The organism is Paenibacillus sp. FSL W8-0186 (assembly GCF_037969765.1).
In the GTDB taxonomy this organism is placed as follows: Bacteria; Bacillota; Bacilli; order Paenibacillales; family Paenibacillaceae; genus Fontibacillus; species Fontibacillus woosongensis.
Genome location: NZ_CP150207.1, coordinates 215,873 through 239,556, shown reverse-complemented (window position 1 = coordinate 239,556; position 23,684 = coordinate 215,873). Strand labels below are relative to the sequence as shown.

Genomic DNA, 23,684 nt, shown 5'->3' with positions numbered 1-23,684 from the left:
TTAGCCTAAGAAAGAAATAGAACGTTTAACCTTTCTTGCAAAGGCAATGGGATTATCGATCGATTCCCAGTGGATATACATCAGACGCGGATTATCAAACAGCCAGTGATTGTGGACTGCCGTTACTTTAATTCCGTTCTTGCGAAGATTGCTTATCAATTGGTTGACTTGGTTCTGGAAGAGAGCCGTTTCCCCTAAACAAAGCGCGCGGCCTGAACTGTCCAGCGATTCAAACGAGAACAGCTGATAACGCACCAATGGAGACGTTGTCCTCCTGCCCAAAATAGAAGCGTTCACTTTCCTATTTCTACTTACAAAACAAACCGGCCCTTTAGTAATTTCATGCTCCGTTCCGCCTAAAATGCGTGAAAATTGGTTGCATAGCCTTTTAAAGCGAGGACTTGCCTTTACCTGCTCCGCCATAGAGAAGTTCATCCTTTCAATTTATAGTAAAAACATCAGCCCAGCTGCGTTAACCTAAGAAAGCAATGGATTCTTTTGTTTTTCTGGCAAATGCAATCGGGTTCGCGATGGCTTCCCAGTGCATATACATCAGGCGCGGATTTTCCTTAAGCCAGTGATTATGAAGGGCGGTCACTTTTATTCCCCGTTTACGGAGATTCGAGAGCAAACGGTTAACCTGGTTTTGATGTACGGCTGTCTCCCCCAGACAAAGCGCGCGCCCTGACTTATCCAGCGATTCAAACGAGAACATTTGCATCTGAACCAACGGGGATCGCGTTCTTCTTCCCAGAATTGTCTCGCTTAAATTCGTCATCCGGGTGACAAAACAAACCGGCCCCTCCTCAATTTCAGATTCTCCCCCCAGAATTCTTCCAAATTGATCACACAGCCTTTTGAATTGCGGACTTACCTTTACTTGCCCCGCCATGCAAATCCTCCTTTGATCATTTTCTAACCATCTTATGACCAGGGAAGAAAAGTGAATTAGGCGAATCACTCATTTCAGCATAATAAAAAAAGACACTAACCGGTTCATGGTTAGTGTCTTACCTTATGAAGGAGCTCAAGAAGATTTCTTGCCAATTTTCATCGTTAGAATGCCTCTGAGATTGTCATACGACACCTTTACCATTCTCCCGTTTAACTTAAACTGCTCCGGAATGTCGTTGCGATTAAAGTAATTCCAAACCGTATTCCATTTCTCCTCGAAGTAGAAGTGGAATAATTGCGCGGAAACGACCGGAATCTTAAACGATTCCGATAACGTCTCATTAGGCTGGCCGGGAGGCGTGCCCCATGCTGGAAACTGAAGCGTAACCTCCGTACCTTTATCATCTCCGCTAATCAAATTAATGGCTTTCGTAGCGCCGGTGATGCCAAATGTACGTCCTTCATTCGTAAATCCGAGCTCATCAGCGAAAGCCTGGAAGTTCTTTTTCGGATCAGATGACCACTTCGCCTTGAGCTGCGGCGCTTTCCACCCGCCTGGATATTCGACATTCGGGTCCAAGGGATTGAAGTCGAAGGTTGACGGATATTGCCCCTTAGTTCCAAAATAATTAGCCGTAGGATGCTTAGGGACAGTCCCTACAAAAATCATTTGCGTTTTATTTTCCATCTGTTTATGGACGGGATAATACTCAGCAATGAACTCTAGTGGGACGAAGAGGGTGATATCCTTCATTATAGCCGTGACCTTTGTGTTCTCCGGTTGATTTCCGACTCGAGTGCCGATATATGTCAGTGATCCTCTCTTACTATCAGCTCCATCCCATTCGAATTTCCATTGCAGGTTCTCTCCCATATCCAGATCATAAGTCGTCCAGTCGTCGCCCCGTGTATAGGAACCTCCCATGTCTTTTACAATATCGCTAACCGGAACATAGACGGTTCCATTCTTCGCGAACACCGGATCCAAGAATGTATTAAAGCCAGGTGCTCTCTTCAATACTCCATTGACGAATAGCGCATAGGGATCGGCATTTGAGACGGCCTCAGGGCTGTTATTTCTCTGTTCACCCCATCGTATGTGGTGGCCAAAGTAATACGAGGTGTGGATTGATGTCTTTCCTTTCCCTTGCATCTCTCCAGTTTGCTCGTATCTATACGCAAGCAAATCTTTAACTAATGAACGCGCATCCTTCTCGCTCATAGGCAGCCCAAGGTCAACGAGAATGGAGGCCATAAGATTGATTTTGCTTTTATCCAGTGAAATGATCGTCATATGCCAATGCTCGCCGAGATCGCCGTAAGCAAAATCATCCAACTGGAAGTCAAAATGAATGCCGCTGCCTTTAACTTCTGTCTGGTACCTTTCCCCATTGGAGGTCGCCGTTACTTTGACATTGGCCTTTTGGGCGACATTCTTGATTCGGCTGCCGAGAGTGTCCTTTAAAGGTACAGAGCTGTTTGACCGTTTAATCTTCCCTTCCTTAAAATCCTTCACGCCTTTCAATAAAACAGCAGCATACGCACGGTTTAGCAGTTCCGCTGGACCGTAATTTGTAAAGAAATCTCCCCTGTTGTTATATGTTCCTGAAGTCATGCCTTTTTGGTATAAATATTGCACGGCCTTCTTCGTAGACGGATGTTCGACATTCCCATTCAGGAGCAAATAGATAATTCGAGCCGCATCTGCTCGGGTGATATGAACCCTTCTTTTATCATCACCACTCACCCAATAGTCATCGAAAGAGTAAATTCCCTTCTGATCTAATAAGTCATATGCCCAATCAGACCACTCCTCTGATGTGGAATCCTCTTGGGATACTGTGCCCGCAGGCCTGCCGAACACAATGCTCACGGCTGTTACGATAAACTCCTCCTGCGTGACATACGCATTTGGCTTGAACGTACCATCGCTGTAGCCGTCCATCAATTTCGCATCAGCCAAATACTCAATGGCTGGACTTGCCCAGTGATTGGAAGGCACATCCGTGAATCGCTGTTTCGCCGCATATGTATGGCCCATAGGAATGATAGAAATGGCAAGTATACCGCAAAGCATCATCATAAAAATTCGTGTTTTGTTGAAAAATTTCATGGTTCTCCTACTCCTTTATTATGGGTCTGAAGTCATTACTGTATGGCTGTGTTTCGCTCCCCATCCTCGTACGGAACACCACATCCTTTCAACATGGATCAAGCCAATTGGGACTTTTGGCACAAAAATAATAACACGGACGCCTCAGCAGCGTCCATGTAAAATCAACCAAATTTAATGTATCTATTCCGGTAATACAACCAATAGAAGAGCAATTACAAGAATCAGCTTCGTTAGCCGTTCAACCAGACGGTGGCCCGCATTTTGTTCCTTGCTGCCGACTGCATCGGCGGCATAAGTGTTCAGACGCTGCTTCAGCTGTTTATCGACGGCAAGCTTGCCAATCAGAGCTGCCAGCATCAGAAAGGCTAAGACCAAGTGCCAATAGGCCGATGACAGCCGAGTGAGAACCTGGATCACGTCAACGATCAGTAATGCCGCGGCCGAGAGCAGCGCCAACCGGTTATACCTGTTCCAGGCGTTAATGGATATCTCCTCAAACATCGGAGCCACATCCGAACCCGTACTTATGGCCAGCTTGGCGGATAACAGCGGACGAACCGCTGCGGCCATGACGATCCCCCCGCCAACGATGATGGCCAGTGCAAAATTTTCAATGGCTTGCAAGATGAACATGAACATCGTAAACATCTCCCTTTTAGCTATAGTCCTAAGTTGGTCGACCAACCAAATTTATTTAAAAAAAGAAAAGCGGCTTCTTAATCCGTAATGTTATATCTAGCTCTCAGCATTTTCTCTAACTCTAAGTAGGCGCCGTCTATATCAAACTCCGGATTCAACAGCTTCTGCAAAGCCAACCCGTCAAAGCAGGCCAGCATAATGGCCGCCACCGAAGCTGCTTCTTCTCCGGCATCGCCAACAATCTTGTGCAGAATTGCCTCAATCCCGGTTCGTGCATTTCCCAGCAAGGCATTTACACTATCCGAAATTTGCGGATTGCGAAGCCCCAGGGCAAATAATTCGTATCGGAGTTTATACCAATCGGGCTGCCTTTCGACACGATCCTTAGGTTCGTTAAGAGCCGCCTTCGCGAGATGCTCCGCAGGTACGCTCGATTGAAGCCTCTGCATATCCTGCGTGTACTGCCTGGAGGAAGCAATTAGCAGATCGGTCAGAATTTCTTCTTTATTGCGGAAATAATAATGAATCAATCCGGGCGTAATCCCCGCCTCGCTGGCTATATCTTTAATGGATGCCTTCTCATATCCCTTTTCTGACATCACTTTATATGCCGCATCAACGACTTTATCCCGCTTCTGTTGTACCATGCAATCACCGCATTTCTAAATTTGGTTGGTTGACCAATTTAAATCAAATATAGCACAGCAGCAGACGGACTGCAATGCTTTGCTTGGTTATGCCAAGAGCCCAAAGTAAAAATAAGACACTAACCTTAATAGATCAGTGTCTTTCCGCCAAGTCTATTGGGCTGAGTCCCGCCTAACCGCAATAATACTCGGTTCTGCTCCGATGGTGCGGCGGAGCTTTTTTCTCGCTTCCACCGGTGTTCTGGCCGTGACCGGAGCTACTCGCTGTTCACCGCCGATTTCATAGGTGACCAGAAAACATTTCTCGCCACATCTCATATTGCATCTTCCTATCTCATTATTCAATACACAAACTATTATAGCAGCCGTCCAAACAGATCCTCTAAATCCTTAACTTCGGCTAGCCCGTTAACCTTCACCCTGCCGTCAGGCGCAAGACGCACCTCAAGCCTGTTCGGAATCTCTGCCAGCTGATCCTGGAGATGAAAGTACCGATCCGTCAGGAAATGGTAGCGCTGATTGGAGGAACCTACCCAGGGCCGGCTTGTATCCAGCCTGTCTTTCTGAAAAGGCCCGTCGATCAGCAAATCGGTCACCGCCAATAAGTCGAGGTAATCCTGGTTTCCCGAGCTCCGCAAGTTCTCAATCAGGTAACCCGTGAAGGTCATTACTGACAGCCCCTCATTCTTTAGGATGCCGCCTAACTGAGCCAACGCCCGGGCTTGGGCAAAGGGCTCCCCGCCCAGAAAGGTCACCCCTTCAACTTCAGGCCCCTGAAGAATCTGCTCCGCCAGTTGCTCTACCTCCATTGCAATCCCCCCGTCTGCCGCCCAAGTAAACGGAACCGCACAGCCAGGGCAATGAATGGGGCACCCCTGTACCTGAATACAGGCACGTATGCCGGGCCCTTCCACTCTAGTCACAGGTATAAATTGATGTACGCGCAGCAGCATCAGTAATCCACCACCCGTGCGTTTGGCTTCAGCGGTGTTGGCGTTGGGGATACAGATGCATCTATTGGTGTAAAAATAACCTGCTTACGCAATCTCTCTACTTGGTGAGGCTTTAACCCTAATAACTCCCCTACCTCTTCCAGAGACCGGAACCCGCCAACCGCTTCACGCTGCTGCACAATTCGCTCGGCCCCGACGATTCCGACGCCCAGAACTTCAATCAATTCCTCCATGGATGCAGTATTTACATCGACAGGGCCCATTTCATACGAAGCTTGCTTCGGTTCTAAGGAGAATTCGATCGAATCCTTCACAGACTGTGGTGTCGGTGCAAACCGCGGCTCCAGCGGAGCTGGCGAAGGAACGGGGAAGACCAGTTCAGCCATCTCAGGCTGACTCATGAACGGGATCCAATCTGGCATGCCCGGCTTCCATACATGGGTCTCTTCCGGCCGAATTTGTCCGCTGCCCAGTAAACTTTTAATCAGATCAATATCGTATGGACCATAGGATTGACCGGCTATGGCTACCATCCATTTCTCTGTTGGTGCAGGCATAGGTGGGGCGATGGGTGGGGCGTTCACCTTTTCCTGCGTGTTGTATTTGTCCTCAGATTCGGCTTGATCCCCCAATGCCGTAATGAGATAGCTCTGAATATCCTGAAGCAGCTGAACCAAGGCATCCTTATCAAATTGACCGGCAGACATACTGAAAAAGTTGCCTGGACCAAGCTCTATGTCATAATCTCCGCTCCGCATGACCGAGACCTGTATGAGCTCCTCCCAGCTCAGATAATTCTTCCTGGTATCCGTCGCCCAGTCATTGCGCCAATATACTCCGGCCTCGGTAATCAGCAGCCCATTTTTACCGCTGCCAAATACGGTAGCGTCGATAAAAGCAATGGCATGCCCCTGAACCTGGACCGATATCGCACTGCAAAACTTAGACAATTTGTTGATCGGAATCGCCTCTGCGACGAAATAGCCAGACCCCCAGTAACCCGCGCAAATGCGCTCAATTTTATTAAAATCTATGGTTCTCATCCTGTTCAACCCCTGATGTTGATCGTAAGTACTATGGAGTTATCCTCCAGCACTTCTTCACTTTCGACAGTCATGTTCTTTGCTTCCACACGTTCCTTTAGCTTCTCATAGACCATGGACTGCAGGCAGCGTTTATAATCCTCATCTACATCGGATAGGTATTGATATACTTTGCGCAAATCCGGCGCATTGTGAACCTCGACGTAAAATGGGCTGTCATGGGATGGGGACTGCCTGAATATCAGCAGGGCATCCTCTACTCTGCATTTCATGCCGGAGCCCTCACGGACCGGGTTAACGCCGAATTCCTTCAGTGTTCTGAACAAAAGCTCCCCGTCCCGAAAATTGGTAGGAAAGGTCGCTACGGACTCGGCAGTCTCTGTGGCTGAAGTCATGGTCATCGTGTCGCCCTGTACCTGAAGCTGCTCGAAAATCTGCCGCCCGGCCGCCTGATTGATCTCTGCCATGAATTCCCTGATTTTCTGCCTAGAATCGGATCTTCCAAAGACAGCTGTCCATTTGCCGTCATCGAGCTCCCAGAAGAAATACAGATCTTCCCCGTCGATATGGGTTTTATAGCTTCCTCCCCATTTTTCCGCATCGTACCCGGCCTTGCGCACCGTGCGCACGAGTTCATGCTCATTTTCAAAGGTGGAGGGCTCCTTCACTTGCATCGATTCTGCCCATCTGTCAAATTTGTCCTTACCCATCACCAGGCGCAGCGTAAGCGCGATAGGAACCAATGCGATAGAAACCGACATTTATACTCCTCCTTCTCTGGTCTTGATCTGATTTACATCCTGCTGCTGAACTCCTACTTGCTCCGTTTCATAATATTCATCCGTATATTCAGAATCTATCGTTTCCGCGTCGAGCAGTTGTTCGAGAATTTCTATATAATCCGTGCAGGATTTCCCCTTGATTCCGATAACCTCTGCTTTAATTTGTCCATCGGGAAAAATTTGGACCCGAATCTGTTTCTTTGCCATATCCCCCGCTCCTTTATCCAAATCTAAAATGTTATGTATTTATTCGACATACGGAAATATATCCCTGCCTCGACAAAAAAGGCCGTCCCAAAGCGGATCGCTTTTGAGTACGGCCTTTATCCTGTATGAAGCGGGGGGCTTCCTATTTCAAAATTTCTTCAATCCGGCTCAGAACGTCTTCGCTGAGCTCGATGCCCGACGCTTTGGCGTTCTCCGTGACCTGCTCTGGACGGCTGGCGCCCACGAGCGCGCTCGCTACGTTCTCATGGCTCAGAATCCAAGCCAGCGCAAGGTTGCCCACGGTAATTCCCAGCTCTGCGGCAATCGCCTCAAGCTGCCGAACCTTGGCAATCTTCTCCTCCGTGATGCCTTTGCGCACCCACTCGAGCTTCGCCGCGCGGCTGTCCTGCGGGATGTCAGTAGCGGACGTGTATTTGCCGGTCAGCAAGCCTTGTGCAAGCGGAGAGAAGACGACTTGCCCGATGCCGGAACGTTCACAGAGCGGAATGACTTCCTTTTCGATATAACGGTCGAACATATTGTACACAGGCTGGTTGACGACGATACGATCCAGCAGATAACGGTCGGCCACGCCAAGCGCTTCCGCGATCTGGGAAGCTTGCCACTCGCTGACGCCAGCATATAACACTTTGCCTTGGCGAATCAGATCATCGATAGCGCGCAATGTTTCATGCAGCGGCGTTTCCGGATCATGGCGATGGCAGTAGAAAATATCCACATAATCGTGGCCAAGGCGCTTAAGGCTGGCGTTGGCCTGTTCTACGATATGCTTGCGCGACAGTCCGCGGTCGTTCGGTCCTTCGCCCATTGGCCAAAATGCTTTCGTTGCCAGCACGTAGGATTCGCGCGGATAAGCCTTCAGAGCTTTCCCAACCAGCTCCTCCGCGGCTCCCTTCTCATAAACATTGGCTGTATCGAAAAAGTTGATCCCCAGATCGTAGGCAGTTTTAATGGAATTTACCGCGTTCTCGCGTTCCACGTAACCGCCATATGTAAGCCAGCTGCCCAAGCTGATTTCGCTGACTTTAAGTCCGCTTCCGCCTAATCTTCTATATTTCATGGTGCAGGCCTCCTTAATTAAATGTTGTAACCCTTTTCAATCTCCCTTTCCATTCTATATAATTTCATATACAATTTGAAGAAGTGAAATGTTGTTCACTTAATTATATGAGGTATAGGTACTATACATAATATAGTATGAATACTGGAGGGATGCTCTTATGACAACGGCCAAAAAAGCCAGCAGCTACATTCCAAAAACGCCTGAACATATCGAATGCAACATCGAAAAAACCTTGGATGTTCTAGGCGGTAAATGGGCATTTCTTGTCATTCGGGAGCTGTTCAACGGCACGCTCCGGTTCGGGGAGCTGCAGCGAAAAATCCCCAGCGTAAGTCCTCGTGCCTTGACCAGTACGCTCCGTCATCTGGAAGAGAAAGGGGTTCTAGAGCGGAATGTATTCCCGACGGTGCCCGTGACGGTCGAATATTCGCTGACTCCGAAGGGGCAGGATTTACACGTCATATGCCACGAGATGAAGCTGTGGGCGGCCCGCTGGACCTAGGCGCTTCATTCGCCAGCTCGGGTCTGCCTTAGCGTACTAACCCCGCAGCAGAGATTCCCCGCCATCGATATAGACGTCTGTACCCGTAATGTGAGACGAACGATTCCCGAGGAGGAACGACACCAGCTCTGCTACCTGCTGTGGACTGGCCGGCCGGTGCTCAAGCGGCATGCCGCCATGCGGTAATTGAACCGGCAGCTCCACGGCTTCGAGCTCAGGTTTCTCATCTATGCTCGCCTGAATATTCGTTTTCACCCCGCCGGGACAGATGGTATTCACGCGAATGCCGTATCCCGCCAGCTCGAGCGCAGCCATTTTGGCAAAAATGCTCAGCGCTCCCTTTGATGTGCTGTACGCCGACATCCCGACCTGGGAGATTACCCGGTTGCCGCTCACCGAGCTTGTAACGACCACGCTTCCTCCCTGCCGCTTCAGATGCGGTATAGAATATTTGACCGTCAGAAAGACGCCTTTTAGGTTCGTGTCCATGACCTGATCCCAATTAGCGGGCTCCATCTCCTCTATGGACGTTAGGTCGCCTACGATGCCGCCGTTTGCAAAGACGCCATCGAGCTTCCCCCACTTCTTGACGACCGACTGTACCGCCTCTTCGACATCGCCAGATTTCGTCAAATCGCAAGGAACCGCCAAGGCCTCACCGCCCGCAGCCACAATGCGATCAGCTGTTTCTGCGGCTCCATCGAGATGAATATCGGCTACGCATACCTGCGCACCATACTCCGCCAGAAGCTCTGCCGCGGCCCGGCCAATGCCTGATCCTCCCCCCGTTACCAAAACTGTCTTTCCAGATAGCTCGCCGTTCTGTTGCTCCATTTGGTTCATTCCTCCCTTTTATGGTAGGATCCCTTCTCGTTTATAATACCCTTGGCTGTACTCTTCGATTACCCGGCTTTACGATCTTTGAGTATTCCTTGGAAGTTTGGTCTCTACAAATGCTCCATCCGACCAATAAAGAGGAGAATGACCTTTAAAAAGAGAATGAACCCTCTTGAGGCTAATATTTTCCATATAAAATTATAATAAGGGGAGAAGTTGATGAACACTTATTACTCCATGCTCGGCAGACTGCTGCATGGGAAGACTCCGATTCATAAAGAAGGCTACTACATACTTTGTGAAGACCGCCATGTAAGGTACAATCTGGAGGGGCCGCTAAATGTAAAGGTTATTGATACGGAGCAGTTTGTACAAACCATAGTAAATGGATGCAAGGAGGTCATACAATCCTTTTCCAAAAGCCAGGATAACCAAGAGGTTTATGCGTTCAGCCTGTATGTCAATGAATATAAGTCGATTTATATATACATAAACAACATTCTAGAATTTCAAAAAAAGCTGCATGATCAGTATTCTCATTATGAGGATCCTAGCTATATAAACTCATTGAAATATAACTTAGGGGACTTTAGCTTTCAATTTTGGAGCAAACATATGAGCGAATTCGGTCAACTCCTCGATGATTTCGAGAAATTTGAAGACTCCCCATCCTATGAGAGAGACGAAGAACCGCTCCAACCAGGAGATCAACCCGTTATCGCACTTGAAGCGGGAATTATAGACTCTGGATATTACGCGCTTATCTTAGAAGCCGTGGTAAGGTTGAAAGCTGAGAATGCTTTTGACTCCTTAAATACGACGCCAAACTTTATAGCATTCGCCTCAACAGACAATGACTATCTAAATTACAGCATTATGATGCGTAAAACGATTGAACCGGACGTATTTTATACCGTGTTCCCCGATTTAAGAGATATGGATGCACGATTTGAAGCATGGGTCAGTCAAAATCGTCGATTATCGGCGGGCGATGTCTTGGATCACTTGCAAGATATATTCCTTGATAATTATAACTCGAGCTTTCCTTTCTCCGTAAATCGGTGCGGCTATGATATATTTGAACAGCTCGGGCATTTAGGGAATTCTCTAGCGGAAGAGTGCTTAAAGCGACTACATAACTATACTACTACGATAGAGCAGCTGGACCGAGAGCAATTTGATTTGATTAGCAGCTACATAGAGGCATTGTACTTCGCAGGAGAATTAACCTTAGAGCAAAAAAGTGCCTGTTCACAACTAGCTAATAGGTTTCTAGAGCAAGACGAAGACTTAATTGATATAGCCAGGGAATTGAATGCTTTATCCCTGTATTCGTCACCTTTTTAGGGGGATTTCATAGTGTTACCTGCAATTACAAATAAAATCAGGTTGTATCGTAGTTGGGGTAAACCTCAACAGCAAAACCCGCTCAATTGAGCGGGTTTTCTGTAGTGTTTATACCGGCGTGGATGTACGAAGAGAAAAAGAGCGGATCAACCTTCTTACAGGTTTGGGATTTGCCAATCTATTTCTTGAAGCCCCATCTTTCGCAGAAATGCGTTAGTACGAGAAAACGGCCTGCTGCCAAAAAAACCTCTATGCGCAGACAACGGACTCGGATGCGGCGATCGAATGATCATATGCCGCGGGTTCGTAATAAGCTCTGCCTTCTTCTGGGCGTGGCTTCCCCATAACAGGAATACGACAGGCTCACTTTTCCGGTTCACCGTCTCAATGACTTTATCCGTGAAACTCTCCCATCCCCTGTTTCTATGAGAATTCGCTTCATGAGCTCTGACCGTGAGCACAGTATTTAGAAGCAATACCCCTTGCTGCGTCCATGTAAGCAGATGACCATTATTCGGAATGAAGCAGCCCAAATCATCCTGCAGCTCTTTAAACATATTCTGCAAGGATGGAGGTGTGCTTATGCCCTCTTGAACAGAGAAGCTTAAGCCGTGAGCCTGTCCCGGTCCATGATAAGGATCCTGACCCAAAATGACCACCCTCGTCTCAGCCAGCGATGTATAGTGCAGAGCGTTAAAAATGTCATATTTATCCGGAAAAATGGTCTTCGTTCGATATTCATCAATGAGAAATTGCCGCAGCTTTAAGTAGTATGGCTTCGAAAACTCCTGCTCTAATTCTGACGCCCAGTCGTTCTTCAATATAGCCATTCCAAGTTCTATCCTCCCGCGAATAAGTAAATATAACTAAATTATATCATAGGGTTCTTTTCTCGTTCGGCCTTGATGTTGCATCTCTATGTAGAGATCGTTTATATAGTAGAATACTAGTATGAATATAAACCTTGTTATCTGGCTGAAGGAGATCTCATAATGAACCAACCATTAAGTATTATCCTGGATAAGTGGAAACGAAATGGGATTGTAACGATCGGCGGCATATTAATCGGGGCAGGACTTGCCGATTCCCTCATCGCCCTGAATCAACTGGATTTAAATCAAATCGCTAGAGGACTAACCATCTTTGGTGCAGGCCTCACCATCCTAGTCATCATGGATAACTCCAAAACGCAAAAGAACACCGAGAAAATCCAAAAAGAAACCCAGCTTCGGTTAGAAAAAGTAGAGGAAAAGCTAAATACAATGCATCAAACTCAACAAATGACTAAAGAACAGCTGCATGAAATAAAAGAACTGCTGAAACCATCAAATTCGTAGGGGGTCCTTCCAGCCTGTGCCAGCTTGGAATCCCGCAAGCTACTTCAGATTGGACAGCTTCTCCAGAAAGTCTGCCACAATTTCCAAAGATGGCCCGTCGAAGCTCGCCAACAGTTCCATTGCCTTCTGATCCTTCTCCTGGTGAAACAGCCGATGCAGTTCGGCCAATTCGGCGCCAAGCGGAGTCACGGAGAAATAAATTTCCTTCAGGTTGTCTGGCAGCTGGGTTTTCCGAATCAAACCCTGCTCCAGCAATTTACGGGTAATTTTGGAGACGGCGCCTTTCGTTAAGCCCATTTCGCGGGCGATATCGATTCCTATAATGCCGTCATGCATATAGATGACGTCCAGAACATGCAGGCTGGAGATGGATAGGCGGGGCACCAGCTTTTTCAGCCGATGGTCAGCAACGCGCTCCGTTAGCCAAAGCCGGTCTTGATCCTCGTCGCTTTCGCTGATGAGGATCCGGTATATTGATTTTTCAATGCGGTTTTTGAGCTGAAGCAAATCATCATTTATATCTGGCATAAGGCAAGCCTACCTTTTTTTCTCTCCATTATACCATGGTTTCCGCGGAAACCATTTGACAGCTCGTTACATCCTTGTTAATATTGTTTCCATGGAAACCATATTGCGAAATGCGGTCTTCATGCAGCTTCTACAGAAACCATATTTGGAGGGAAATTTTATGAATGAGGTTATCCAAGTCATCCGCCAGCATCGCTCCATCCGCAAGTTTAAAAATATTCCGTTGACCGGCGAGCAAATCGAAGCCATCATCGACGCAGCACAAATGGCGCCAACCTCGGCGCATATGCAGCCGTTCTCGATCATTGGCGTCACGGATCAGGAGCTGCTAAAGAAGATCGCAGCCCGTTCGGAAAATCCATGGATTGAGAAATGCGGCTACTTTTTTATCTTTTGCGCGGATCTTCATCGCATGATGCTGGCCGCCGCCCCCGACCAACAGGAAAAAATGGGCGCCAACCTGAACTTCTCGTATTTTTACCAGACTGCTGTGCTAAGCTCCGCGCTTGCCCTGCAAAACGCCAATTTGGCGGCCGAATCGATGGGGCTAGGCGCCGTGATCATCGGCGGGATTACCGGGGCTCTGCCGGAACTGGACCAATGGCTGGAACTGCCGGACTTCGTCATTCCTTTGGTGGGTCTTGCGGTAGGCGTCCCCGATGAATTCCCTGAGCAAAAGCCGCGCTTGCCCAGATCCGCCGTGTTTTTTGAAAACCAGTACAATCACGATCTTAAAGCACAAGTCCAGCGGTATGACCGGGAAATTGAGGAATATTACGGCGCGCGAACGAACAACAAGCAGAAGGCCAGCTGGTCCGGGAAATTTATCGCTATGCTGGATAAGGATTTGCCATTGGGCGGATATACGGAATATGTGAGGAGCAAAGGCTTTGATCTGAAGTAGCCTGACATATGAATGACACCTGACCACGTCAAAAAGTCCACATACGCCTATAACACACTTGCCCAGCGGGAATACAATGAACCATACACTTTAACTAATTAAAGGGATGTGGGCCTATTGGGAATTCGGAAACCTGCCGATTCGAGAAGGTTTGATTATATCGTGATCGGTGCCGGAACCGCGGGAGGCGTTATTGCCAAAAAGCTGACGGACGATAAAAAAACTTCAGTACTCGTCCTCGAAGCAGGAACCAATATTCAGAACAGCAGTGCTTCCCTGGAGACAGCAGAGCTTGAAGCAAATAATAATAAGCTCTCATTCAACATTCTTTCAAGCACGGAGCAAAAGATCGGGCATCAGCTTAGACTAAGAGGCGGGAGAGCCATCGGGGGAAGCTCGCAGCATAATTTCATGGCTGCCGTGCGCGGAAGCAGAAATCTGTACGATGAATGGTCCGACCTCGTCGGTCCTCAATGGAGTTATGAAGCGATTCGTTCCTTATTCAAAGAGAATGAATCCTATACGGGAAGCACCCAAAGCCCTAATGAACGGGGAACAAGAGGTCCCATTTTTATCAGGCAACAGCTCATTCCGGAAGGTGGACTGATCAGCGTTATAGGCAAAGCAATCTCAGAGGTATTGGGTGTTCCAATTGTGGAGGATTATAATACCGGTATTAGGGATTGTGCGTCTTTCAAAGTTCAAGCTACTCAACAAGAAGTGGACGGCATGTTTACGCGCTCCTCTACGGCAACGGGTTATCTGAATCGAAATATCGTCACGCAAGGAGATCAGTTCGAACCGGATGAAATAGGCATCGGGCGCAGGAAGTTAGAGATTCTTGCAAAAACAACCGTGAATAAAATACGGTTCAGACGCAAAGAAGGGACCTACGTGGCCGTCGGTGTCGATTATGTCCGAAACGGAGTATCCCAAACAGCATTTGCCCGAAAAGGAATCATTCTTTCTGCGGGAATTTTCTCATCCGCTATTTTACAGCGTTCAGGGATCGGCAGATCGGAGGATTTGGCTGAAGCCGGGATCGAAACCCTAATCGACAGTCCTAATGTGGGGCAGCATTTTCAAACTCAATATTTTTCGGCCATGGGAGTTGAAGTGGAAACAAGCCGACTGCTGCAGGTGCTTGCTGCGGACCCCGACCAGCCATATACATCCGGTGCCTTTAAAAAAGAAAGAGGCCCGGGCCGGCGCCTTCAATTAGTGGGGCTTCCAGTGCCATTTGCAATTCCGATTCAAGATGTGATCATTAATGGATGGCAATTTGATCCGGAAAAAGCGACAAATATAATGAGCTTTGCGATTTCCGACCTTAACCCTGCTAGCAGAGGGACAATTCGTATTACTCATAGCGATCCCGAAGCTTATCCCTCGATTAACTTAAATCCATTAGAAGATCCTGATGATTTAAATTATATGGTCGATCAGTATATTGAGACGTTCAACATTGTGAAGAAAGCCCGCAAAATGGATCCGGGCGGCATTTACAACGTCGTGTACCCTCCCGAAGATATATTCCATATACCGGATGAAAAAGAAAAACGAACCCTTCTCGCAGCTTATGCCACAGCTTCTTATACGAATTTCGACCATTTTGGAGGACAATGTAAAATGGGGCGGACGATTGAGGAAGGGGTTGTCGATGGATTCCTGAATGTTTTTGGCACAAAAAAATTAAAAATCGCCGATCTTTCCGTCGCGCCTGTTCTACCGGATGGCAACCCTTCAGTCCCTGTTCAGATGATCGGATTGAATGCGGTTCGTTTTATTCGTAATGAACAAAGTCGACAATAAACAGCGCACTCGCTCTGAGAGCAAATGGGCAAAATATCAAATTTTAAAGAGCCTCCCAGATCTTGCTCCGTATTTACCAGCAACGCAAAGATTTACGAGGCGGAATTTATGGCAATTTATTGCGAAATACGGAACCGTCATGCTCAAACCGACTCTCGGGCATTCCGGTTACGGGATCATCCAAGTCTCCCGCTTGGAGAAATACCGGTATGCCCTACAAAAAGAAGACAGAAAAATAATATTGGATGGCAAGCAAGCTGTATATGAACAAATTGACAAAATGATTCTTGACCAAAGTTACTTGGTGCAGCAACGGATCCCGCTAGCCCAGATCGAAAAAAGACCCTTTGATATAAGAGTCGTAGTAAGTAGAGCAAATAAAGATACCGCACGGAAAATAAAAGGGATGTTTGCTAAAGTAGCGGAAGAAGGTTATGTCATTACAAACGTCGCCAGTCAGGTTATTCCGGTTAAGCAGGCGATAGAATCTTCAAATCTGAAGCCTGATTCCATTCAAAAATTGATACGGAAGATCGAGCTGGTATGTCTGGTAGCTGCAAGGTATCTTTGTTCGTTTTATCCTTCTCAGAACATGATCGGCTTGGATATAGGATTAGATAGAGATGCTCAGGTCTGGATTATTGAGGCGAACTTTAAACCAAGCATGAAGCCCTTTTTGTTATTGAAAAGACGATCCGAGCCTCAAAAGTTAGGAAAACCTTGCTGAGATTAAGAATCTACGCTCCTTAGGCAGATTTATGAGAATGCTGCAGCAGTACTGTATATATAACAAAAGCCACTCTAATTTGAGTGGCTTCTTTAGAAGTATGAACATTCTATTTAGAACAATTCCTACAGATTAGTGAGCAACTTGTCCGCCATCGACGGCATAAACATATCCGTTACAGAAGCTTGCCGCATCGGAAGATAGGAATATGACCATTTCAGCGATTTCTTCCGGTTTAGCGGCACGGCGCATGGGAACGTTCGAAGTAACTTCAGCCCATTTTTCTTCGTCGTCCTTCCACATTTGAGTCATAGGTGTTTCAGTTAAACCTGGTGCAACACTGTTTACACGAATGCCATCTTGGGCGTAGTCAAATGCAGCTGCTTTGGTTAAACCGGTAACTGCATGTTTTGCAGCAACGTAGGGTGCCATATTAGGATCGGCGATTAAACCCGCTACCGAAGCCGTGTTTACAATGGTGCCACCACCGTTAGCAACCATATATTCAAGTTCATATTTTACCGCAAGAAATACGCCTTTGACGTCAACGGCCATGACTTTATCAAATACATCCTCTTCAATTTCTGCGAATTTTGCGGGTTTATTTAAAATTCCTGCATTATTGAAGGCGTGATGCAATCCGCCAAAATGCTTTACTGTTTGTTCAACAAGCGATTTTACGTCTTTCGAGTTTGTTACATCTGTTTTAAAGAATGCGGCTTCTCCGCCTTCTTTTTGAATCATTTCAACTGTTTCATTGGCTTGCTCATTCACGTCGCCAATGGCTACCTTCGCACCACGACGTGCAAAAGCAATCGCTGTGGCACGGCCAATCCCGGTTGCAGCTCCAGTAATTAATACGACACGGCCTGCAAAATCTTTTAGGCTCATCTCTTTACCCCCTGAATTTTTTACTAATTAAGCCTCTCGGATTTAATATTCCGTTGCCGTCCCTAGATTATTCGCTGCCAAATAGGAAAGACCCGCTCAGTGAGCGGGTCTCCATATGAGGCTAACCGTCGTATGTGTAGACACAATTCGCCGCCGCTAAATTATTGTACAGAGTCACGTGATCTGTTGTACGCTTCCTGTAATTCGGCAAGATCAAATTTCTTCATTTTAAGAAATGCTTCTGTGACGGCAGCCATCTGTTCCGGCGTACCCTTGCTCATCATCTCGTCCATCTCTCTCGGCACGATCTGCCAGGACAGGCCATACTTATCTTTCAGCCAGCCGCATTGCTCGGCTTCAGGAACTGCAGAGAGCTTGTCCCAGTAGTAGTCAATTTCATCTTGTGTGTCGCAATACACGACAAATGAAACTGCCTCATTGAAACTGAACTTATGCTCATGCGCGCTGTCCATGGCGGTAAACCACTGATTTTCCAGCATGAATTCAGCAAACATGATCGTCCCTTCTTTGTCCGGCTCCATGCCTTTGGGGTAGCGGGCAGTAAGTCCCTGCTTTGAATTCTTAAATACGGACAGGTAAAAATGAATCGCCTCTTCCGTTTTCCCGCATACCTCACCGACAAACAACATCGACGGCAGGATCGCAGGGCGCTCTTCGCCTTCCGGGTTGGTAAGAATTAATTGCCACGTCATACCGTACTTATCCTGAATCCATCCATATCTCTCGCTGAACGGATACTTATCAAGCGGCATTAATGCTGTGCCGCCATCCGATAATTTGCTCCAAACCGCATTCAATTTCTCTTCCGCATCTTTGTCTCGAGATGGGTCAAAATTAACCATGATAGACACTGACGGATTGATTTTAAAATGGGGTCCTGCGCTGATCGCCATAAACTTCTGACCCCAAATTTCAAAAGAGACTAGATCGCTATCACCAGACGGTGTGTTATGTAATGTGGTGACACTCGTCATTTTTGAGTCCGGGAATAAGGAGACGTAAAACTCTGCTGCTTCTTTTGCCTCCTTGTCGTACCATAAATGCGGAACGATCCTTTGATCTGTTAACCGGATTGACATGATTCAACAGCCCCTTTGTGGAGGATTTTTGACACCTCTATATTGTTACATACGGAGAGGTTGGTAAACCCTTATAGGGATTGTAAAATTAACCAGCCTCATTTTGTTTTCGTTATTTTATCACAATATGAAATTCATGCATACATACAGAAACGACTCGCTTCTACAGCCGAACGTATAATCCGGCCTGCTTCGACACTGGATGCTATAATTTCCTTTTTTTCTCATGCTACTTACACTACAATATAGAAATAGTCTATTCTGGTACAACTATTTGGCGAAATATTTTGTGGAAAAGATATCAAAGAAGAAATTGTATTTCATGATTGGGAGAGGTGTTGTCATTGTCATGGGTAGACGATTCGTAACTTTGCTGTTGGGATGCCTTATGCTTTTCCTATTGCTCTCAGGATGTACGAAGCATTATAAAACGAATTACATCAAGAAATTTCGTGCCTATCTCAACTATTCTTTAGGCCCCTATGAAGTGCTGGAGGAGGAACAAATCCATTGGCGAGCGAATCCCTTGCCCGTGAAAGGATCGAGTTACCGGTGGGTTGTCGCATTTTCCGATGATCGCGGAATCCAAAGGGAATTTGAATTTCGCAATTATGGATACACCCAAGGAGGGGATAAGCCGAACTTTGGCTACGCGGTCATGGATTATGCCCTGGGACTAGGCGAAGAACAAATTAACGCAGATGTGCTGTCCAAATATTTTAAACCGGAGGAAATTGGATTGCACGAATACGAAACGAATGCAACCCAAACCTCGGTAGCCGTGTTCAGCGAATACCCGTCCATGGGTAATGACTATTATGCCAGCTTTGTTGATCCCAAAAAAGGACTCCGGTTGAAATCCATTCACCCGAAACAGCTCGTTAATGACTGGGGAACTTCCTATAAGTTTAAATTCTTCACTTTAATCAACGATGAGGAGCAAATAAAGGAGTTACTAGCTAAAATCGAGCAAACGTTGAGAGATTATGCAGAATATGTAGACAACTACGATCTGCTTCCTGTCGAAGTTGAAGTAGAGGATTATGGGCATGGATATTACGGGACTTATGATAAGGAAAAGGACTCGTTCACCTGGATCACCATCGAGGAATACCACGAGTCGCTAAGATACATAGACGGCCACTTGAAAGAACTCGGAAGCGTGATCGTCAACGGCAAGGAATATAAGGTTAGAAAAAATTACGAAGAGGAAAATATCTACGTTTTCGCAAACCAGGTCAAATATTGTACGACAACCAAACAATATCATATTGATGATTTTGAGGACCTACTGGCTCTACTCGGAATCACGGTGTCTAAACTGGACCACGGTAATTACAAGTGGAAATTAGGCTCAGATACTTACCTCGTCAATAAATATGGGGGCTGGACCCTCAAGAAGAACGGGGAAAAAAAGAACCTGTTGCAATATCATGCTCATGAATGCGGAGGGCTCTCCCAAACCGACTTTGAAATGGTAAGCAATACCACGGTATATGTGGATGAGGAAAAAGAGGCGCTTGTCGTTACGAGTCAGTGAGTGAAAAGGCGAAAAAAATAGTCAGCTTTACCGCCGACTAACCCCGAAGGCCTGGCTGACACGGTCATTGCTTAAGCACCGTTAATCGCCAGGCCCTCCGGTTCGGTATCATTCAACTCCAATAGCCGTTTCACCGAAAATCATTGGAGAAGACTTATGGTCTCGTAGTTATTATATTGATTGGCATAATCTAATGCTGTCAACCCATTAGTGTCTTTCATATTCACGTCGGCTCCCGCTTCAAGTAAAACCGTCACAAGCTCATTATTACCATACATAGCCGCATGCATTAATGCTGTTAAGCCTTGAGAATCCGTCATATTTACATCATCTCCTGCATCGATCAGCATCGTATATATTTTTGTATCCGCTAAATCGCTTCGTCCTGCAATGGCTTGTATAACTCCTACGGGATTCGCTCCATGCTCTAACAATAACTGCAGCATTTCATGATTATTACGGGCTGCACTGAAATATACAAAGCTCTCCGACCATTGTCCAAAACCAGTACTGCCATTTGCATCTAGGCCCCCATTTAAAAGCCTCTCCATTTGATCGATGTCCATGTTTTGCATTGCATTATCTGCTGACGCTTGCATTTCAATCTGTTTATCGTCTACGGGCGATGCCCCACTCTCGAGAAGCAGATTGGCGATTTCAGAGTAGCCTTTATATACAGCGTACCATAGCACGGAAATGCCATCCGACGGTTCAATTTCTCCATCATTCGTCGAGACCATTGCATCAGGATTCGCCCCTGCCCGCAGTAACTCCCTAGTTTCATACGAATTATTATTTACCACAGCCTCACTCAATTCTGAGTGCAGCGATTCATTGTACACCTTAGCTCCTGCTTGCCTTAATATTTCCACAATTTCCTTAGCTGCCCCAGTACCGTTTTTATAATCTGCCAGCAATAATACAGATACTCCTTCTTTCGTTGTATTGGGATCTGCGCCTAGATCTAATAAACTTCTCACATCATCGACACTATCACTCAATACAGCTACAGTAAGTAGCGCTGAAGGTGTTGTATCGGAGGCATGTGTCTTTTCGATGATTTCATCAAATGTGATATTACTCATTTTCTCGAATACCGATTTATATGTATATGTAATTTGTTCAACTCTAAAAGATCTGTCTAGGAAAAAGAAAATAAGTTTGTCATTCTCGTCAACATATACTGCTTCTTTCTCCTCATCTTCCCTTGGATTCAGTTCACTATATGCTCTTATTAATTGGACATATGAGGTACCCACATTAACTCCATCCGAAGTTTTATACTCTTTATCTGTAGTCTCAATGGAGACTACTTTATCATCAAGAATTCCAAAAGAGAGCTCCCCATACTTATATGAAGTCGCCATTTCATTGGACTGAGTTTCGACAACTTGTCCCTTGGTCAAGGGATAACCCAACTTTTCAATCAGCTTATCCGTACTATCACCAAGCATGATCCCATGCACGATGAACTTATCTTCCCTTTGTTTGCCAGAAGACAACGAGTTATCCCTATCCGTTGTACATCCAGTTAAAATGGTTAAAGTAAACACTAATATAGCAATGACGACTCTTGTATGCATGAATCCACCCACCGTATGTTTTTCAAACTATTTTACTATATATAGGTAAATCTTCCTACCATAAAATATTTATAAACATAAGTAGGGCTGCGGCCAGATCTCTGCCCGAAGAAAAACCACCAAACCGTAGGTTTAGTGGCTTTTTTAATGGATTCCTTGAGATAGGATAGACTGCCAGCTTACATCACCGTGTTACCCATTCCCGTATTGGAACGGACGAGAATCTCATCGTATTCGACTTGGTTGTCTGCTTTGCCTGTCTTACGCGACAGCATGGTGCCAACAAAGCCAGCGATGAAGCCAAGCGGAATAGAGACAATACCCGGAGTCGTAAGCGGAAACCATGGGTTCCCAACGAACATCGCCTTTCCCGCTTCTGGATGAAATACGTTTGGACTGACGATAACGAGTCCCACGGAAGCGATCAGACCCACCACCATAGCCCAAATCGCCCCGCTTGTATTGAACCGCCTCCAGAAAATCGTATATAGAATAACAGGCAGATTCGCACTGGCAGCAACGGCAAACGCCAGCGATACCAGGAAAGCAACGTTAAGATTTTGGGCAAATAAGGCCAGAATAATGGAAATGACAGAAATCCCGATGGAAGCGTACCGTGCCATATTAACCTGCTGCTTCTCGGTCGCTTTCCCTTTTCTCAAAATTTGATTGTAGAAGTCATGGGAGAAGGCTGCCGCAGCGGTAAGCACAAGTCCTGCTACAACGGCGAGAATGGTCGCGAAGGCTACGGCCGAGACAAAGGCAAACAGCATATTGCCGCCCAGCGCTTGTGCGAGCAGCGGAGCAGCCATGTTCCCCGCTTTATCCGCAGCGGTAATATCTCCATTTCCAACGAAGGCAGCCGCACCAAAACCCAAGAAAATCGTCATCACATAGAAAAGTCCGATAATCCAAGTTGCGTATACCACGGAGCTGCGGGCAATTTTTGCATTCTTAACCGTAAAGAAGCGGACAAGAATATGGGGCAGGCCTGCGGTTCCAAGGACTAATCCCATCGTCAAGGACAAGGTATCCAGCCCATCTTTATACTTCACGCCAGGATTAAGAAATTTCTCCTTGAGCGGCGTTGCTTCTTTGACTTGATCGAACATGCCTGTAATGCTCCAGTTAAATTTATGCAGCACCAAAATTGAGATGAGAAGCGTTCCGGCCATCAGTAGAACCGCCTTAGTAATCTGTACCCAGCTCGTCGCGTGCATCCCGCCAAAGGTGACATAGATGGTCATGAGAATCCCTACAATGATCACAGAGGTTGCAAAGTCAATGCCGAGAAGCAGCTTGATCAATGCTCCTGCACCTACAAGCTGGGCAATCATGTAGAAGATAGATATGACCATCGTATTAAATGCAGCAAAACCGCGGATTTTTGCCGTTTTAAAGCGAACGGCGATCATATCCGCGAAAGTATATTTCCCTAAATTTCTTAAAGGCTCCGCAACCAAGAATAGAACGACTAAGTAAGCGACGAGGAATCCGATACTGTAGAAGAATCCATCAAATCCAGCTAACGCAATCGAGCCCGCAATCCCTAAGAACGAAGCCGCTGACATATAGTCTCCGGCAATCGCCATTCCGTTCTGCCAGCCGGTCAATCCGCCGCCAGCCGTATAAAATTCGCTGGGTGAATTATTTTTTTTCGAAGCCCAATATGTAATAACGAGGGTTAGGGCAACGATAGCAAGAAACATAATAAATGCAGCTGTATTCATCGTCTACCTCTCCTTCTCAGCTATAATTTGATCGGAGATTTCATCGAACTTGGCCGCTTTTTTGTAGTAGATCATACAAAGCGCCCAGGTCATGATAAATTGCAGAAAAGCAAAGACCCAGGCCCATGTGATACTGCCGTAAAAGGAGTGGTTCAGGATGCTCGTGTAGGAAGTCAGAATCGGCAGAGCGAAATAGAAGCAGAGGAAGAAGATTGTGAAAGGAATAATGAATGTTTTCTTAATTCGAATCAGCTTTCTAAATGGATCCGATTTCGCGATGGATGAGTATTGTGCGGGAGTTAGCTTCTGCCTTTTCCGATCAGCGGTTAACGGTTTACTTACCATCGGTAATCCCCTCTCATTCAATTTAATTTACCTGCAAAGTATAAAATAATTCGAAGCGCTTCCAACATCCTGTCAAATTATTAAGGGCCACCACCTTTAACAAAATGTGAACATTTTATGAATATGCAATTTGAAA

General features: G+C 46.4%; 26 protein-coding genes. 7 read left to right on the top strand and 19 right to left on the bottom strand.

Going from position 1 to position 23,684, the window contains the following annotated elements:
• The 11 genes from MKX50_RS01175 to MKX50_RS01125 form a co-directional block, all read right to left on the bottom strand.
• Positions 1–423, bottom strand: coding sequence for a DUF1259 domain-containing protein (locus MKX50_RS01175; protein WP_339158170.1), 423 nt, complete (start codon positions 421–423; stop codon positions 1–3).
• Positions 424–472: 49 nt separating this feature from the next.
• Positions 473–892, bottom strand: a complete 420-nt coding sequence (locus MKX50_RS01170) for a DUF1259 domain-containing protein (protein WP_213594673.1) — start codon at positions 890–892, stop codon at positions 473–475.
• Between the two features lie 135 nt (positions 893–1,027).
• Positions 1,028–3,007, bottom strand: coding sequence for an S-layer homology domain-containing protein (locus MKX50_RS01165; protein WP_339158169.1), 1,980 nt, complete (start codon positions 3,005–3,007; stop codon positions 1,028–1,030).
• Positions 3,008–3,190: 183 nt separating this feature from the next.
• Entirely contained in the window at positions 3,191–3,649 is a 459-nt protein-coding gene (locus MKX50_RS01160; RefSeq protein ID WP_339158167.1) for a hypothetical protein, read from the bottom strand.
• A 77-nt stretch (positions 3,650–3,726) separates the two neighbouring features.
• On the bottom strand, positions 3,727–4,296 hold the full coding sequence (locus MKX50_RS01155) for a TetR/AcrR family transcriptional regulator (RefSeq protein ID WP_213594678.1): 570 nt from the start codon (positions 4,294–4,296) through the stop codon (positions 3,727–3,729).
• 153 nt (positions 4,297–4,449) lie between these two features.
• A complete protein-coding gene (locus MKX50_RS01150) occupies positions 4,450–4,614 on the bottom strand; it encodes a hypothetical protein (protein ID WP_196427247.1) in 165 nt (54 codons plus the stop codon).
• A gap of 38 nt (positions 4,615–4,652) precedes the next feature.
• Positions 4,653–5,249, bottom strand: coding sequence for a 4Fe-4S single cluster domain-containing protein (locus tag MKX50_RS01145; RefSeq protein WP_213594680.1), 597 nt, complete (start codon positions 5,247–5,249; stop codon positions 4,653–4,655).
• On the bottom strand, positions 5,249–6,292 hold the full coding sequence (locus MKX50_RS01140) for a helix-hairpin-helix domain-containing protein (RefSeq protein ID WP_213594682.1): 1,044 nt from the start codon (positions 6,290–6,292) through the stop codon (positions 5,249–5,251). Before MKX50_RS01140 ends, MKX50_RS01145 begins: the two co-directional genes overlap by 1 nt.
• Before the next feature lie 5 nt (positions 6,293–6,297).
• The gene (locus MKX50_RS01135; protein WP_213594684.1) at positions 6,298–7,053 is read right to left on the bottom strand and encodes a hypothetical protein; all 756 of its coding nucleotides are present in this window, start codon (positions 7,051–7,053) and stop codon (positions 6,298–6,300) included.
• Positions 7,054–7,281, bottom strand: coding sequence for a DUF2997 domain-containing protein (locus MKX50_RS01130; protein WP_213594686.1), 228 nt, complete (start codon positions 7,279–7,281; stop codon positions 7,054–7,056).
• A gap of 142 nt (positions 7,282–7,423) precedes the next feature.
• Complete coding sequence (locus tag MKX50_RS01125; protein WP_155612409.1) at positions 7,424–8,362, bottom strand: aldo/keto reductase family protein; 939 nt, start codon at positions 8,360–8,362, stop codon at positions 7,424–7,426.
• 160 nt (positions 8,363–8,522) lie between these two features.
• Between MKX50_RS01125 and MKX50_RS01120 the strand changes: the two genes are divergently transcribed.
• Complete coding sequence (locus MKX50_RS01120) at positions 8,523–8,867, top strand: helix-turn-helix domain-containing protein (protein WP_155612410.1); 345 nt, start codon at positions 8,523–8,525, stop codon at positions 8,865–8,867.
• Between the two features lie 36 nt (positions 8,868–8,903).
• Here MKX50_RS01120 and MKX50_RS01115 read toward each other — a convergent pair whose 3' ends face one another.
• Complete coding sequence (locus tag MKX50_RS01115; RefSeq protein ID WP_213594688.1) at positions 8,904–9,701, bottom strand: SDR family NAD(P)-dependent oxidoreductase; 798 nt, start codon at positions 9,699–9,701, stop codon at positions 8,904–8,906.
• 222 nt (positions 9,702–9,923) lie between these two features.
• On the opposite strand from MKX50_RS01115, the gene MKX50_RS01110 reads away from it, so the two are divergent.
• The gene (locus MKX50_RS01110; RefSeq protein ID WP_339158166.1) at positions 9,924–11,051 is read left to right on the top strand and encodes a DUF4303 domain-containing protein; all 1,128 of its coding nucleotides are present in this window, start codon (positions 9,924–9,926) and stop codon (positions 11,049–11,051) included.
• Between the two features lie 155 nt (positions 11,052–11,206).
• Here MKX50_RS01110 and MKX50_RS01105 read toward each other — a convergent pair whose 3' ends face one another.
• Positions 11,207–11,881, bottom strand: a complete 675-nt coding sequence (locus tag MKX50_RS01105; protein ID WP_339158164.1) for a uracil-DNA glycosylase — start codon at positions 11,879–11,881, stop codon at positions 11,207–11,209.
• A gap of 162 nt (positions 11,882–12,043) precedes the next feature.
• Between MKX50_RS01105 and MKX50_RS01100 the strand changes: the two genes are divergently transcribed.
• Positions 12,044–12,388, top strand: coding sequence for a hypothetical protein (locus tag MKX50_RS01100; RefSeq protein WP_339158163.1), 345 nt, complete (start codon positions 12,044–12,046; stop codon positions 12,386–12,388).
• Positions 12,389–12,427: 39 nt separating this feature from the next.
• Here MKX50_RS01100 and MKX50_RS01095 read toward each other — a convergent pair whose 3' ends face one another.
• A complete protein-coding gene (locus tag MKX50_RS01095) occupies positions 12,428–12,916 on the bottom strand; it encodes a MarR family transcriptional regulator (RefSeq protein ID WP_339158161.1) in 489 nt (162 codons plus the stop codon).
• 160 nt (positions 12,917–13,076) lie between these two features.
• Here MKX50_RS01095 and MKX50_RS01090 point away from each other — a divergent pair, with 160 nt between their 5' ends.
• The 3 genes from MKX50_RS01090 to MKX50_RS01080 all read left to right on the top strand — a co-directional run bounded on the left by MKX50_RS01090 (position 13,077) and on the right by MKX50_RS01080 (position 16,359).
• Entirely contained in the window at positions 13,077–13,820 is a 744-nt protein-coding gene (locus MKX50_RS01090) for an NADPH-dependent oxidoreductase (protein WP_213594699.1), read from the top strand.
• Positions 13,821–13,937: 117 nt separating this feature from the next.
• Complete coding sequence (locus MKX50_RS01085) at positions 13,938–15,632, top strand: GMC family oxidoreductase (protein ID WP_339158160.1); 1,695 nt, start codon at positions 13,938–13,940, stop codon at positions 15,630–15,632.
• A complete protein-coding gene (locus tag MKX50_RS01080) occupies positions 15,613–16,359 on the top strand; it encodes a YheC/YheD family protein (RefSeq protein ID WP_339158158.1) in 747 nt (248 codons plus the stop codon). Before MKX50_RS01085 ends, MKX50_RS01080 begins: the two co-directional genes overlap by 20 nt.
• Positions 16,360–16,491: 132 nt before the next feature.
• Here the strand turns inward: MKX50_RS01080 and MKX50_RS01075 are convergent, their stop codons facing one another.
• The gene (locus MKX50_RS01075) at positions 16,492–17,250 is read right to left on the bottom strand and encodes a glucose 1-dehydrogenase (RefSeq protein WP_213594703.1); all 759 of its coding nucleotides are present in this window, start codon (positions 17,248–17,250) and stop codon (positions 16,492–16,494) included.
• Between the two features lie 161 nt (positions 17,251–17,411).
• The gene (locus MKX50_RS01070) at positions 17,412–18,350 is read right to left on the bottom strand and encodes a VOC family protein (protein WP_213594705.1); all 939 of its coding nucleotides are present in this window, start codon (positions 18,348–18,350) and stop codon (positions 17,412–17,414) included.
• Between the two features lie 658 nt (positions 18,351–19,008).
• On the opposite strand from MKX50_RS01070, the gene MKX50_RS01065 reads away from it, so the two are divergent.
• A complete protein-coding gene (locus MKX50_RS01065) occupies positions 19,009–19,890 on the top strand; it encodes a hypothetical protein (protein ID WP_339158156.1) in 882 nt (293 codons plus the stop codon).
• Positions 19,891–20,030: 140 nt separating this feature from the next.
• Here MKX50_RS01065 and MKX50_RS01060 read toward each other — a convergent pair whose 3' ends face one another.
• From MKX50_RS01060 to MKX50_RS01050, 3 genes are all read right to left on the bottom strand, one after another.
• Positions 20,031–21,473 carry an ankyrin repeat domain-containing protein gene (locus MKX50_RS01060; protein WP_339158155.1) on the bottom strand — a complete coding sequence of 481 codons (1,443 nt, stop codon included), beginning with the start codon at positions 21,471–21,473 and terminating at the stop codon, positions 20,031–20,033.
• Between the two features lie 179 nt (positions 21,474–21,652).
• A complete protein-coding gene (locus MKX50_RS01055; protein WP_213594711.1) occupies positions 21,653–23,203 on the bottom strand; it encodes a cation acetate symporter in 1,551 nt (516 codons plus the stop codon).
• Positions 23,204–23,206: 3 nt separating this feature from the next.
• Complete coding sequence (locus tag MKX50_RS01050) at positions 23,207–23,548, bottom strand: DUF485 domain-containing protein (RefSeq protein ID WP_213594713.1); 342 nt, start codon at positions 23,546–23,548, stop codon at positions 23,207–23,209.
• Positions 23,549–23,684 lie beyond the last annotated feature (136 nt).

Bases quoted from the DNA above. Each gene is read 5' to 3' on its own strand.
- MKX50_RS01060 (WP_339158155.1), bottom strand. From the start codon at position 21,473: ATGCATACAAGAGTCGTCATTGCTATATTAGTGTTTACTTTAACCATT.
- MKX50_RS01050 (WP_213594713.1), bottom strand. From the start codon at position 23,548: ATGGTAAGTAAACCGTTAACCGCTGATCGGAAAAGGCAGAAGCTAACT.
- MKX50_RS01145 (WP_213594680.1), bottom strand. From the start codon at position 5,249: ATGCTGCTGCGCGTACATCAATTTATACCTGTGACTAGAGTGGAAGGG.
- MKX50_RS01065 (WP_339158156.1), top strand. From the start codon at position 19,009: ATGGATTATGCCCTGGGACTAGGCGAAGAACAAATTAACGCAGATGTG.
- MKX50_RS01075 (WP_213594703.1), bottom strand. From the start codon at position 17,250: ATGAGCCTAAAAGATTTTGCAGGCCGTGTCGTATTAATTACTGGAGCT.
- MKX50_RS01125 (WP_155612409.1), bottom strand. From the start codon at position 8,362: ATGAAATATAGAAGATTAGGCGGAAGCGGACTTAAAGTCAGCGAAATC.
- MKX50_RS01115 (WP_213594688.1), bottom strand. From the start codon at position 9,701: ATGGAGCAACAGAACGGCGAGCTATCTGGAAAGACAGTTTTGGTAACG.
- MKX50_RS01120 (WP_155612410.1), top strand. From the start codon at position 8,523: ATGACAACGGCCAAAAAAGCCAGCAGCTACATTCCAAAAACGCCTGAA.
- MKX50_RS01090 (WP_213594699.1), top strand. From the start codon at position 13,077: ATGAATGAGGTTATCCAAGTCATCCGCCAGCATCGCTCCATCCGCAAG.
- MKX50_RS01055 (WP_213594711.1), bottom strand. From the start codon at position 23,203: ATGAATACAGCTGCATTTATTATGTTTCTTGCTATCGTTGCCCTAACC.
- MKX50_RS01165 (WP_339158169.1), bottom strand. From the start codon at position 3,007: ATGAAATTTTTCAACAAAACACGAATTTTTATGATGATGCTTTGCGGT.
- MKX50_RS01095 (WP_339158161.1), bottom strand. From the start codon at position 12,916: ATGCCAGATATAAATGATGATTTGCTTCAGCTCAAAAACCGCATTGAA.
- MKX50_RS01175 (WP_339158170.1), bottom strand. From the start codon at position 423: ATGGCGGAGCAGGTAAAGGCAAGTCCTCGCTTTAAAAGGCTATGCAAC.
- MKX50_RS01080 (WP_339158158.1), top strand. From the start codon at position 15,613: ATGAACAAAGTCGACAATAAACAGCGCACTCGCTCTGAGAGCAAATGG.
- MKX50_RS01140 (WP_213594682.1), bottom strand. From the start codon at position 6,292: ATGAGAACCATAGATTTTAATAAAATTGAGCGCATTTGCGCGGGTTAC.
- MKX50_RS01110 (WP_339158166.1), top strand. From the start codon at position 9,924: ATGAACACTTATTACTCCATGCTCGGCAGACTGCTGCATGGGAAGACT.
- MKX50_RS01105 (WP_339158164.1), bottom strand. From the start codon at position 11,881: ATGGCTATATTGAAGAACGACTGGGCGTCAGAATTAGAGCAGGAGTTT.
- MKX50_RS01155 (WP_213594678.1), bottom strand. From the start codon at position 4,296: ATGGTACAACAGAAGCGGGATAAAGTCGTTGATGCGGCATATAAAGTG.
- MKX50_RS01135 (WP_213594684.1), bottom strand. From the start codon at position 7,053: ATGTCGGTTTCTATCGCATTGGTTCCTATCGCGCTTACGCTGCGCCTG.
- MKX50_RS01150 (WP_196427247.1), bottom strand. From the start codon at position 4,614: ATGAGATGTGGCGAGAAATGTTTTCTGGTCACCTATGAAATCGGCGGT.
- MKX50_RS01100 (WP_339158163.1), top strand. From the start codon at position 12,044: ATGAACCAACCATTAAGTATTATCCTGGATAAGTGGAAACGAAATGGG.
- MKX50_RS01160 (WP_339158167.1), bottom strand. From the start codon at position 3,649: ATGTTCATGTTCATCTTGCAAGCCATTGAAAATTTTGCACTGGCCATC.
- MKX50_RS01130 (WP_213594686.1), bottom strand. From the start codon at position 7,281: ATGGCAAAGAAACAGATTCGGGTCCAAATTTTTCCCGATGGACAAATT.
- MKX50_RS01070 (WP_213594705.1), bottom strand. From the start codon at position 18,350: ATGTCAATCCGGTTAACAGATCAAAGGATCGTTCCGCATTTATGGTAC.
- MKX50_RS01170 (WP_213594673.1), bottom strand. From the start codon at position 892: ATGGCGGGGCAAGTAAAGGTAAGTCCGCAATTCAAAAGGCTGTGTGAT.